The 13,769-nt window shown below is 34.5% G+C and carries 7 protein-coding genes; all 7 read left to right on the plus strand.

The window, feature by feature from the left end; all coding sequences use genetic code 11:
* The first annotated feature begins 328 nt into the window (after positions 1 to 328).
* The 7 genes from BUC29_RS18300 (at position 329) to BUC29_RS18330 (ending at position 13,722) form a co-directional block, all read left to right on the plus strand.
* The gene (locus tag BUC29_RS18300) at positions 329 to 1,339 is read left to right on the plus strand and encodes a LacI family DNA-binding transcriptional regulator (protein WP_073417615.1); all 1,011 of its coding nucleotides are present in this window, start codon (positions 329 to 331) and stop codon (positions 1,337 to 1,339) included.
* Between the two features lie 204 nt (positions 1,340 to 1,543).
* Positions 1,544 to 4,636, plus strand: a complete 3,093-nt coding sequence (locus BUC29_RS18305) for a SusC/RagA family TonB-linked outer membrane protein (RefSeq protein ID WP_073417656.1) — start codon at positions 1,544 to 1,546, stop codon at positions 4,634 to 4,636.
* Positions 4,637 to 4,647: 11 nt separating this feature from the next.
* Positions 4,648 to 6,162: a SusD/RagB family nutrient-binding outer membrane lipoprotein gene (locus tag BUC29_RS18310; RefSeq protein WP_073417616.1), complete on the plus strand. Its 1,515-nt coding sequence runs from the start codon at positions 4,648 to 4,650 to the stop codon at positions 6,160 to 6,162.
* Positions 6,163 to 6,692: 530 nt separating this feature from the next.
* Entirely contained in the window at positions 6,693 to 8,969 is a 2,277-nt protein-coding gene (locus BUC29_RS18315; RefSeq protein WP_073417617.1) for a GH92 family glycosyl hydrolase, read from the plus strand.
* A gap of 80 nt (positions 8,970 to 9,049) precedes the next feature.
* Positions 9,050 to 11,329, plus strand: coding sequence for a GH92 family glycosyl hydrolase (locus tag BUC29_RS18320; protein WP_073417618.1), 2,280 nt, complete (start codon positions 9,050 to 9,052; stop codon positions 11,327 to 11,329).
* Positions 11,330 to 11,334: 5 nt separating this feature from the next.
* Positions 11,335 to 12,798, plus strand: a complete 1,464-nt coding sequence (locus BUC29_RS18325) for a glycoside hydrolase family 125 protein (RefSeq protein WP_073417619.1) — start codon at positions 11,335 to 11,337, stop codon at positions 12,796 to 12,798.
* Positions 12,799 to 12,822: 24 nt separating this feature from the next.
* Positions 12,823 to 13,722 (plus strand): ROK family protein, encoded by a 900-nt coding sequence (locus BUC29_RS18330; protein WP_073417620.1) that lies wholly within the window; start codon positions 12,823 to 12,825, stop codon positions 13,720 to 13,722.
* The last annotated feature ends 47 nt before the right edge of the window (positions 13,723 to 13,769 follow it).

Below are 13,769 nucleotides of genomic sequence, written 5' to 3' on the forward strand. Positions count from 1 at the left end.
TACAATATCTATTACATTCCTGCTTATTTTTCAAAATTCGCTTAAAATTTAATTAAAGATTTTAAGCCTATTTTTCTATTAATGGTATTCATAAAGATTAGTTTTACCACATCAAAAACTAATCAAATTGGCATAAAAACTATTAAAACACTATTAAAAGTCAAAATGACAATAACAGAGTAAAAACCAGTATTTGCTGATTATTCTGCTTTATTTTGGCTATAAATTAACGATTTATTAAAAATAAATTTTACTAAAACGATTTTGTAAGTTTCGATTACATATATTTGCGATGTACTAAAATTTACATTAATAGTTTATACGCCCGATGAAAAAGATTACAATAAGAGATATTGCCAAGCAAGCTGAAGTATCTATTTCGACAGTTTCTTTTGTTATTAACGGAAAAGGCGAAAGAATGGCAATACGACCTGCTGTAATAAAAAAAGTTCAGGACGTTGCACAAAAGCTTCACTATAAACCAAGTATGATTGCAAGCAGTTTAAGAACTGGAAAAACACAATCAATCGGGCTTATAGTCGAAGATATATCCAATCAATTTTTTGCCGACTTGGCAAGAGTTATCGAAGATGAAGCAAAAAACATCAATTACCGGGTTTTTTACTGCAGTACCGGAGACGATAATGAGCGCTCTGAAGAATTAGTCCAAAGTCTTTTACAGGCAAATGTAGAAGGTTTTATCATTACACCAACCCGAAATTTAGAGAGAACCATCGGCATGCTTTTAAAAATGCAAAAACCGGTTGTACTAATTGACAGGTATTTCACCAATCAAAAAGTAAGTCATGTAGCAATGGATAATTACGAAGGTTCTTATTCTGCCGTTAAATATTTAATTGAAAAGGGCCGCAAAAAAATTGCTGTTGTAAATATTAAAACTGGAATGATCCAGATGAAATTAAGAGAAAAGGGATATGTAGAAGCCTTGAAGGAAAATGAAATTTATGATGAAAACCTTACCCTTCACTTAGATTACAGGATCAGTAACAAAAGCAGGATTAACGCCATTACTAATTTTCTTAAGGAAAACACTGAAATAGATGCTGTATTGTTTCTATCCAATTATTTAGGACTTGCAGGACTTCAGGCTTGTAGAAATTTAAAATATAAAATCCCTGAAGACATTTCGGTTATCAGTTTTGATGATCACGACAGTTTCGAACTGCATACTCCTATGATTACGGTTGTAGCACAGCCTATCGAAGAGATTGCTGTTAAATCTATACAATTATTAATGGACCAGATGACAAATTATGATGATTTTAAAATAGAAAAAATCCTTCAAAAGGGAAAATTAATTATAAGAGAGTCAGTTTAAAATAAAGACAAAAAAGAGTTTTTTTTACTCATTTTACTAAATCGATTTAGTTAATTCGTCCCTTGATTTTACTGACGTTCAGTCAATTTTACTAAGGGCTTTTTATATCCGGAATTGAGTTCAAAATTTTATTAATTATTAACAAACACAAACACAGACGAACAAAACAAAAATTTAAACCAAATCAAAACCAAAAAAATGCTTATGAAACGAATATTAGCAGTGTTAGGAATGGTATTGTTGAGCAGTTTAGGAGCTGCAGCACAAAACCGATTAATAACAGGCGTAGTAGCAGATGCAGAGAACAAGGGAATTGTTGCCGCATCAGTAGAGGTTCAAGGAAAACCATTTAGTGCAATTACAGATGCCGAAGGGCGATTTAGAATGAATGTTCCTCAGGGAAAAGTAATCTTAAATGTATCTTCTATCGGATTTCAGTCAAAATCTGTTGAAGTTCAGGAAAATGAAACAAGAGTTTCAGTTGTATTAACAGAAACGACACAAGAATTAAAAGATGTTGTTGTAACTTCATTTGGAGTTAAAAAACAAAGAAAAAGTTTAGGTTATGCCGTAGGTGAGTTAAAAGGTGAGGACCTGACAAAAAATAAAGAAATCAACTTAGGAAACGCACTTCAGGGTAAAATTGCCGGAGTTAACGTTTCGGCACCGGTAACAGGACCATCAGGTTCGAGCCGTGTTGTAATTCGTGGAGCAACTTCAGCATCAGGACTTAACCAGCCTTTGTATGTTGTAGACGGAATCCCGATTGATAATACACAGCAGGGAAATGCCGGAATGTGGGGAGGTGCTGATAAAGGAGATGGTATGTCGTCTTTCAACCCGGATGATATTGCTTCGATGTCAGTATTAAAAGGTAGTGCCGCTTCTGCTCTTTATGGATATAGAGGATCAAATGGTGTTATCTTAATTACAACTAAAAAAGGTAAAAACGGAACCGGAATTGGCGTTGATTTCAATACAAATTCAACTTTCAATACGCCTGCAAGTCTTTTAAACTGGCAGGATCAGTATGGTGCAGGTGCTCCAAATGCGAGCGGTGTTCCAAGTAGATTTACAAATTTACAAGAACTTAGAGATTCATACTATTTTGCCTGGGGGGATAAATACGACGGAACTCCTTCTATAGCTCTTGATGGTACTACAAGACCATACAAAGCTTATGGAAAAGATAACGTTGAGAATTTCTACAGAACCGGATATTCTTTCAGTAATACTTTGGCTATTTCTGGTGGAAACGAAACAACAAATTTCAGATTATCTTTTGGAAACACTAAAGATGAGTCTATTATGCCAGGAACTACTTTTGGTAGAAACAACGTGGCTTTGAGCTTAAATTCGGCTCCAAATAAAAAGATCAACATTGAATCAAACGCGCAGTATATTTCAGAAAAAAGTCATAACAGACCTTATTTGAATGACTCGCCAAGAAACCCATCTTTTCCAACTACTTTCATGACGCCAAGTTCTGATATTAGATGGTTAAGCAATCCGTATGATGCTAACGGAGGAGAAGAAGACTTTTTGGGTGCAAACGTTTATCATACCAACCCATATTTTGCTACAAAATCTCCATTAAACGACGATTTAAGAAAGCGTTTTATTGGTTCTGCAAAAGTTACTTATAATATTACAGACAAAATTTATGCAAAAGGTGTTCTTGGTATTGATGATATTAATTATGAATATACTGAAATTGAGCCAACAGGAATCAATTACAACCCAGGAGGATCTATTGAAAACAGAATTGAAACACGTTCTGAGGTTAATGCTTCGGGTTATTTAGGATATAAAGGCAATATCGTAAAAGACCTTTCATTAGACGCATTTGTTGGAGCAAACCGCCAGCATAACCGTTATAGTGGTATTAAAATGAAAGGAAATAATTTTATCGTTCCATTTGAATATTTCTACGGAAACACACAGCCGGATAAAACAGAAAAATTATTTTCACAAAGTGAAGTGAACTCTCTTTTCTATTCTGCAGATATTGGATACAAAGATTTCTTGTACTTAAGTTTAACTGGTCGTGAAGATTGGTTTTCAACTTTAGATCCTGCAAACAACAGTACTTTTTATCCTTCTGTAAGTTCAAGTTTTATTTACTCTGAAGTAATTAAATTACCGGAATGGATTTCTTATGGTAAATTAAGAGCAGGCTGGGGTAACGTTGGAGGTGCATTGCCGGAAGCTTATGCTTTGGCATTAACTTACACAACACCAGACGGACAAACAGATTCATTAGGTCAGCCAATTTTAGGTGTAAATGGAGAAACTATTCCAAACAGAACTTTAAAACCTTATAATGTAAGTACAATAGAGTTTGGTTTTGAAAATACTTTCTTCAACAACAGAGTAAGCACAGACTTGACTTTTTACCAAAAAAGAACAACAAATGATATTACTGATGCCGATGTTTCTCTGGCTTCTGGTTACAGAACTACAAAAATCAATGTAGGTGAAATCATGAATAAAGGGGTTGAGTTTGCTGTCAATGTAAAAGCTGTCAAAACACCAAGTTTCTCTTGGAGCGTAGGTTATAATTTTGCATATAATGACAGTGAAGTAATCAGTCTTTCGGATAAAATTACAACAAAATCTTTAGAAGGAAACAGAGACGGAAGAGCTTCTGTAGTTTTAGAAAAAGGTCAGCCTTTTGGAGTTATTAAAGCTTACGATTATTTAAGAGATGCGCAGGGAAATATTGTTCTGGATACAAACGGAAAATTCATGAGAGGAAACTTAATCATTGCAGGTCAAGGTGTTGCACCAACTTCAATGGGGCTTTCAAATGATTTCTCTTATAAAAATTTCACACTTTCTGTTTTTGTTGATGCTAAATTTGGTGGAGAAATCTACTCTGCAACAAACCAGTTAGGAACTCGTTACGGATTATCTGAAATTACGCTTCCGGGACGTGAAGGCGGAGTTGCTGTAAGCGGAAGAGATGTAAACGGAAATCCGGTTAACACAACCGTTTCTGCATATGATTACTGGAGAAGTTACAGCGATGTTACATCAAACTTTGTATACGATGCTGATTTTGTAAAACTAAGAGCGATTTCATTTGCTTACAATTTCCCAAAACTGTTTTTACAAAAAACACCTTTTCAATCGGTTAGTTTAGCATTTTCTGCTCATAACTTATGGACAATTTATGACAAAGTGCCAAACATTGACCCAGAGTCAAACTATTCAAATAGTAATGCACAAGGTATGGAGAGAGCTTCAATGCCTTTGACAAGAAATTATGGTTTTTCACTTAATGTCAAATTCTAATACTTATAAAGATGAAAAATAGATATATAAAAATATTTTGTATCGCAATCGTTAGTGCTTTGACATTAGCTTCATGCGATAAAGGATTCGAAGAAATGAACAAGAATCCAAATGCTTTAACTGACCCTGCTGTAAAATCAATGTTTACACTTGCAGAGATTTATGTAGACGGGCAGGATTTTTCTAATACTCGAGGAAATAATATATATGCTGCACAAATTGTACAGCACTTTTCTTCACCTGGAGGTGCAGGTTCAAAATATACTTATTCTTCTGAGTATTCAGCAGCGCTTTTTGGAGAAACTTACGGAAAAGGATTAAATCAAATTTATCAGTTATTATCTGTAGTTGACAATACTCCGGAAAATACTAATATGATTCAGGCGTTAAGAATCATGAAAGTTTTCTTGTTTCAAAAATTGACAGATACTTATGGTGAAGTTCCTTATTTTGAAGCAGGAAAAGGATATAACGGAAATATCTTTTCTCCAAAATATGATACACAAGAGGCCATCTACAATGATCTTTTGAAAGAATTGGATGAAGCTGGAACAGCTTTAGATGCAGCAAAACCTTTTGTAGGAAGCGCTGATTTGTATTACCAAAGTGATGTTGCAAGATGGAAAAAACTAGCAAACTCTTTAATGCTTAGAGTAGCAATGCGTCTGTCTAAAGTAAATCCGGCTAAAGCAAAAGAATTTGTAGAAAAAGCGTATTCAAAAGGAGTTTTTACTTCAAATGATGACAGTTTGGTTTTAAAACATGATGCAGGCCCTGCAGGAGTTAAAACAAATCCAATCACATCTTCATGGGTTAGAAATGATTTGAACGGAGGAGAATCTAATATTAAATTCAGTAAAACGTTTATTGATTTATTGAAAAATACAAACGACCCACGTTTAAGAATTTATGCAAAACTAGAAGCAACCGGAGATAATAATCCAGCAAGTCAGCAAGGTTTGCCAAATGAAGCAAAAGATTTTCCCGGAGGAGATAAAAAACTTTTCTCAGATCCAAATACTTCAACAGTATTACGTTTAGACGCCCCAACATTGATTATGTCTTATGCAGAAGTTCAGTTTATATTGGCAGAAGCTGCAGTAAAAGGATGGAATGTTGGCGGATCTGCACAAACGTACTATGAAAACGGAGTAAAAGCTGCGATGAATATTTTAACCATTTTTGGAGATAAAGTACCTGCGGTTACAACAGCAGAATACAATACATACATCACAACATATCCGTTTAAAACTGCAGGAACAGAAGCTCAAAAAATTGAGCAGATTATTACTCAAAAATGGATTTTGTTATTATTTAATGGTTTTGAAGCTTTCTCTGAATACAGAAGAACCGGATATCCAGTTTTAGTTCCGGTAAATGATCCAACAGGAGATACACAGGGAACTATTCCTAGAAGGTTAATTTATGATCAGTCAGAATTAATAACAAATGCGGCTAATTATAAAGAAGCAATTCAACGTCAAGGTTTAGATTTAATGACCACAAGAATCTGGTGGGATAAATAATTTTTAAATTGGTTGGTTAGTTAAAATAAGTCGGGTACTGAGCATGCCCGGCTTATTTTTAAATTTCTTCATTAAAAATTTAGATGCAATCCGAAATTCTGAAAGATATAATTTAAGGACTTAAAAACCTTTTTTTTCGCAGCGGCAGAGAGCGCCTTTGCTGAAAAAGATGGCTTTACTTTCAATAAATTAAAAAAATCTCACAGTAAATAAGATGTTTTTGAATTTATTAATAAGTTGATTTAGAACAAAATACTACATCAATTACAATACACATACGGCAGTAAAAAAAGAAACTATTAATAGTTGTTTTTTTGAGTTAATAACGAAAAAATAGATTTCTGGGGAGAAGGAATAATTAGTAAGCTCTGTTCCTTCTCTAAACTGCCAAAATAATTAAATTTTTTTTCTATTTCTTCATCATTTCTTTGGTAAAATAATTAAAAAATATCAAGCAAATATCATATTGGATTAATAGAAAAACAGATAATCTCAGTATCTTAGAACTTTAGAGATCAAAAAATAAAAAAATGATTAAAAAATACAACAGAATCGTTTTTAGCGGTATTTTCACTTTAAGCATATTCTTTTCTCAACCTATTATTTCTCAGGTAAAAAAGACCAGACAAACGAATTTAAATTATACACAATTCGTAAATCCTTTAATAGGCTCAGCAGGTCACGGTCATGTATTTGTTGGAGCAAATGTTCCTTTTGGAGCGGTACAGTTAGGTCCTGTAAATGTTTTTGAAGGCTGGGATTGGTGCAGCGGTTATAATTATGCAAGCAACACGATTTTAGGTTTTACGCATACGCATTTAAGCGGAACAGGAATTGGTGATTTAAATGACATTCTTCTGCTTCCGGTTTCGGGCAAAGCGGCTCTAACAAAAGGGACAAAAGAAGATATGACAACGGGTTATGGATCTTATTTTTCTCATAATAATGAAATTGTCAAACCAGGTTATTATAGCGTTATTTTAGATAAATATAAAATCAAAGCCGAATTAACTGCCAGTGAAAGAGTGGGTTTTCATAGATACACTTTTAATTCAGCCGATGATAATCATGTTTTATTAGATTTAGCAGACGGAATAGGGTGGGACAGACCTGTAAAAACGTTTATAAAAAAAGTCAGTGAAAACAAGATCGAAGGCTATCGATATTCTTCCGGATGGGCTGCAGACCAGCGTATATATTTCGCCATGGAATTTTCTGAACCTATCACAAATATCGCTTTATACGACAGTACTGCAGTTGTAAAAGTAAATCAGGGTGAGGGATTAAAAATGAAAGCTGTTTTAGATTTTAAAACCTTAAAAAATAAACAAGTTCTGGTAAAAGTTGGGATTTCTCCGGTAAGTTCTGAAAATGCTTCTGCAAATATAAAAACTGAAATTCCGAATTGGGATTTTGAGAAAATAGTAAAAGAAGCAGATTCAAAATGGAACAAAGAACTTAGTAAAATTCAGATAAAAGCAAACGAAAAAACAATGAAAGTTTTTTACACTTCATTGTATCACACCATGTTTGCGCCTTCTATTTTTAATGATGCCAACGGAGATTATCTGGGAACAGATAAAAAAGTTTATCCAAAAGCAGATTTTACAAATTATACTACTTTTTCACTTTGGGATACGTATCGCGGTTTACATCCATTATATACAATAACACAGCCGGAAAAAATTAATGATATTGTAAAATCTTTTTTAGCAATTTATCAGCAGCAGGGCAGGTTACCGGTTTGGCATTTAATGGGTAATGAAACCAATACCATGAACGGAAATCACTCAATCGCTGTTATTGTAGATGCTTATTTAAAAGGATATCGTGATTATGATACCGAACTGGCTTACGAAGCCATCAAAAAAACAGCAATGCAAACCCGCGACGGGATGGATTATGTTCAGAAATTGGAATATATTCCTGCGGATAAAATGCTCGAATCTGTTGGAAATGCGCTTGAATATGCCATTGACGATTACTGTATTGCACAAATGGCAAAAGCATTAAATAAGACAGAAGATTATACATATTTTTCTAAAAGAGCCAATTTGTACAAACTGTATTTTGATAAAGAAACTACTTTTATGAGAGGTAAATTAACCAACGGAAATTGGCGAACACCTTTTAATCCGCTTTCATCGGCGCATCGTAAAGATGATTATGTCGAAGGAAATGCATGGCAGTATACATGGCTTGTTCCGCAAGATCCTTATGGTTTGATCGATTTGTTTGGAAGCGAAGATAAATTTTTAGCCAAACTGGATTCCTTATTTTTAATAACTGATAAAGTAGAAGGTGAAGACGTATCGCCGGATATAAGTGGTTTAATAGGCCAGTATGCTCACGGAAATGAACCAAATCATCATATTCCATATATGTATGCTTTTGCTGGACAGCCTTGGAAAACAGCAAAATTAATCCGTGAAATCGATGATAAATTCTACTCTACAAAACCAGACGGATTATGCGGCAATGAAGATTTAGGGCAAATGTCGGCCTGGTATGTTTTATCTTCAATGGGATTTTATTCTGTAAACCCTGCAAACGGAATTTACGTTTTAGGAAGTCCGTTGGTAAATACAGCTGTTATACATCATAAAAAAGGGATTTCATTTACTGTAAATGCAATGAATAACAGCGCAGCAAATATTTACATTCAAAAAGCAGAGTATAACGGAAAACCCTATACTAAATCATACATCACACAAGAAATGATTGTAAAAGGCGGAGAACTGAAATTGTATATGGGAAACAAACCGTCACCAACATTTGGAGTGAAGAAAGAAAACAGACCTAATTGATTTTAGATTTAAGAGTGTAGATTTTAGATTTTCAGCCTAAAACCTACATTTTAAAGCATATAGCAAAAAACAAAAAAACTATGAAAATAAAAAGTTTAATTTTTTTTGGATTAATACAGTATTGCATTTCAGTAAATGCACAAGTTAAAGAACCCGTAGAATATGTAAACCCGTTAATGGGAACGCAGTCGCTGCATAATCTTTCTAACGGAAATACTTATCCCGCAATCTGCAGACCTTGGGGTATGAATTTCTGGACACCGCAAACCGGAAAAATGGGCGATGGATGGGCGTATACTTATACTGCCGAAAAGATCAGGGGTTTTAAACAAACGCATCAGCCATCGCCGTGGATGAACGACTACGGTCAATTTTCGATAATGCCCGTTACGGGAAAAGTGGCTTTTGCCGAAGATGAAAGAGCAAGCTGGTTCAGTCATAAAGCAGAAGTTTCAAAACCTTATTATTACAGTGTTTATTTGGCCGATCACGACGTTACAACTGAAATCACAACGACAGAACGTGCGGCACATTTTCAAATAACATTTCCGCAAAACGAAAAATCTTCCATCGTAATCGATGCATTCGACAAGGGATCATATATCAAAATAATTCCTTCAGAAAATAAAATTATTGGTTATACAACCCGAAACAGCGGGGGAGTTCCCCAGAATTTTAAAAACTATTTTGTATTAATTTTCGACAAGCCATTTGCTGTAAATTCCACTTGGGTTGATAAAGTTCTAACCAAAGATAAATTAGAAGCAGCTGGATTTCATACAGGTGCAATCGTTGGTTTTAAAACTAAAAAAGGAGAAAAAGTCAACGTAAAAGTCGCTTCTTCATTTATAAGTGAGGAACAGGCAGAACTGACTTTAAAAAACGAATTAGGTAATGCATCTTTCGAAGAAACTTTAGCACAATCCAAAAACGAGTGGAATAAAGTTTTAGGCAAAATAAAAGTAGAAGATACAAACGAAGATCAGTTAAAAACATTTTATTCTTGTTTATACCGCACCGTTTGTTTTCCGCAAAAACAATATGAAATAGATAAAGACGGAAATATTGTGCATTACAGCCCTTATAACGGGAAAATTTTACATGGATATATGTATGCAGGAACAGGTTTCTGGGATACTTTCCGTGCTTTATACCCTTTGCTGAATTTAGTTTATCCTTCGATAAATAAAGAAATGCAGGAAGGTTTATTAAACGATTATAAAGAAGGAGGTTTTCTGCCAGAATGGTCTAGTCCGGGCTTTAGAAATGTTATGGTAGGAAATAATTCTGCTTCTGTAGTTTCTGATGCGTACATAAAAGGATTACGAGGTTATGATATCAATACTTTGTATGAAGCACTACAGCACGGAGCTAATAATGAAGGTCCGCTTGAAGCTGTAGGCAGAAAAGGAGTGCAGTATTACAATACTTTAGGTTATGTTCCTTATGATGTTCAGATTAATGAAAATGCAGCCAGAACGCTGGAATACGCCTATGATGATTTTGCAATCTGGAAATTAGCAAAAGCTTTAGATCGTCCGAAAAAAGAAATTAATCTTTTGGAAAAACGAATGATGAATTATAAAAAACTCTATAATCCATCAATCGGTTTAATGAGCGGAAGAAATAAAGACGGAAGTTTTCCACAAAATTTTAATCCGTTTAAATGGGGAGATGCTTTTACAGAAGGAAACAGCTGGCATTATAGCTGGAGTGTATTTCATGATATTCAGGGTTTAATTGATTTGATGGGCGGAGAGAAAAATTTCACAGCAAAATTAGACGCCGTATTTACAACACCTCCGGTTTTTGACGATAGTTATTACGGTTCTGTTATTCATGAAATACGCGAAATGCAGATCATGAATATGGGACAATATGCACACGGAAACCAGCCAATTCAGCACATGATTTATTTATACAATTATGCCGGTGAACCATGGAAAACACAATATTGGACAAGAGAAGTGATAAATCGTTTATACAAACCAACTCCGGATGGATATTGTGGTGATGAAGATAACGGACAAACTTCTGCATGGTATATTTTCTCAGCAATGGGATTTTATCCCGTTTGTCCAGCAACAGAAGAATATGTTTTGGGAGCACCGTTATTTAAGAAAATGACATTACAGCTTGAAAATGGAAAAGAGCTAATTATAAATGCGCCAAATAACTCAGATGTAAGCCGATATGTAAATGAATTAAAATGGGACAATTCGACTTACGATAAAAATTATATCAACCATTTTGATGTATTAAAAGGCGGAGAACTAAATTTTGATATGGTAAGTTCGCCAAATTTAAAAAGAGGTACAGCATCAGAGTCGTATCCTTATTCTTATTCAACCTCAAAATAAAATTTATGCAGTCACGTAGAAAATTTTTAAAAAATACAGGAATTTTTTCCGCAGGATTATTAGCCATGCAAACTGATGTTTTTGGATTTAATTCAGACGTTTTCCAGTTTCCTTTAAAAGAATTTGTAAGCAAAAGACCTCCGCTTGCCGAAAGAAAATTTACAAGTAAAGCCGTAGAAGCAGCGATTGTAAAAATTAAAAAGCAAATAGCAAATCCTGAACTGGCATGGATATTCGAAAACTGTTTTCCGAATACACTTGATACAACGGTCGATTTTGAAATTATCGACGGAAAACCGGATACGTATGTAATCACCGGAGATATCGATGCCATGTGGCTTAGGGATAGTACAGCACAAATTTGGCCTTATATTCCATTTGTAAAAGAAGATCCAAAACTGGCAGAACTGGTAAAAGGTGTTATCAATCGTCAGGCAAAATGTATTTTACTTGATCCGTATGCCAATGCTTTTTATAAAGATTTTACCAAAGAAAGCGAATGGAAAAACGACCTGACTAAAATGCAGCCCGGAATTCACGAAAGAAAATGGGAAATTGACAGTTTGTGTTATCCCGTTCGATTAGCTCACGGATATTGGAAAGAAACCGGAGATATCAGTTTATTTGATGCCAAATGGAAAGAGGCGATGCTTTTGATTCTGCAGACTTTTAAAGAACAGCAAAGACTAGATGGAAAAGGCGGACCATACAGTTTCCAGCGTCAGACAGCCTGGGCAACAGATGGGGTTCCGTTGGGCGGTTACGGATATCCTGTAAAACCTTGCGGGTTAATTGTTTCTACTTTTAGACCAAGTGACGACAGTACTCTGTTTGGATATTTGATTCCTAGTAATATGTTCGCGATTGAAATTTTAGGTTATTTGATCGAAATATTTTCGTTACCGGCTTTAAAAGATAATGATTTGGTTGCCAAAGCCACAGAATTAAGAGATCAGGTTCAAAAAGGGCTAAACGAACATGGAATTATTGAACATCCAAAATTCGGAAAAATTATCGCTTTTGAAGTAAACGGATACGGAAGTTTCCACATGATGGATGATGCTAATGTTCCGTCATTATTATCACTTCCTTATCTCGGTGCCATTGCTCCAAATGATCCTTTGTATTTAAACACGCGAAAAGTAGTGCTTTCAGAAAATAATCCGTTTTTCTATAAAGGAAAAGCAGGAGAAGGAATTGGCGGCCCACATACGGGAGTTGATACTATCTGGCCAATGAGTATTGTTTTAAGAGCCATTACAAGTGTCGATGAAAAAGAAATAAAAGCCTGTATTAGCAATTTAATCAAAACAAATGCCGACACAGGGTTTATGCACGAATCATTTCATAAAGACGACGTAAATAAATTTACCCGTAAATGGTTTGCCTGGGCCAATACACTATTTGGAGAAATGATTGTACACACCAGTATCCATTATCCTCAAATTTTAAAAGATAAAAATATCTAGTATTAAATAGCTAAATAATTAAAAATGAACACATCATATGCCATTGGGCTAGATATAGGAGGAACACATATTACCGCAGCTGTTATTGATAAAACAGAAATGAAAGTTATAGACTTTTCATTGCATAAAGAATCATTTGATTCTAACTTACCGGTAGATCAGGTAATGAATATCTGGAAAGATGTAATTAATACTTCAATAGAAAATTCAAAAGTAGAGAATATAAAAGGATTAGCGGTTTGTATGCCGGGACCTTTTGATTATGAAAACGGAATCTGCTGGATTAAAGATCAGTCAAAATACGAACATTTTTACGGTTCTAATGTTAGAGAACTGCTTTTGGAAAGTCTTAAATTTTCTAATGATTTTCCCGTTCTTTTTGAAAATGATGCTGTTTGTTTTGGAAAAGGAGAAGTTTTCAAACAACAGGAAAACCTTTCGAGAAAAGTAATGGCTGTTACACTAGGAACAGGATTAGGAGCTTGTTTTATTGACAAAGGAATTTCTGTAAATTCAGGCGATTCTGTGCCAAAAGACGGCGAAATATATAATCTTCCTTATAAAGAAGGAATTGCAGAAGATTATGTTTCTGCGCGAGGCCTTTTGTCACATTATAAAGCCTTAAGCAATATTGACCTTAATAATAGTTTAGAGCTTTATAATTTAGCTTTAAATGGAGATCAGCCAGCAATTCAGGTTTTTGAAAAAATGGGTGAAGATTTAGCCATTATTGTTTTGCCATGGATAAAGAATTTCTCTGCAGAGCATATTATTATTGGTGGAAAAATAGCCAATGCAAGCAGGTTGTTTATGCCTTCATTTAAAAAAGCCATTCACGAATCAGGAACCAAAATCCTTGTTTCAATTTCTAACAATAATGAAATTGCAGCCTTGTTAGGAGCAGTTAGTTTTCTTCGCGATTAGATTAAATAAAAAACGGATGATTTTACTCATCCGTTTTTTTATTGACA

Origin of the sequence: Flavobacterium defluvii (assembly GCF_900129555.1) — a bacterium.
GTDB lineage: Bacteria > Bacteroidota > Bacteroidia > Flavobacteriales > Flavobacteriaceae > Flavobacterium > Flavobacterium defluvii.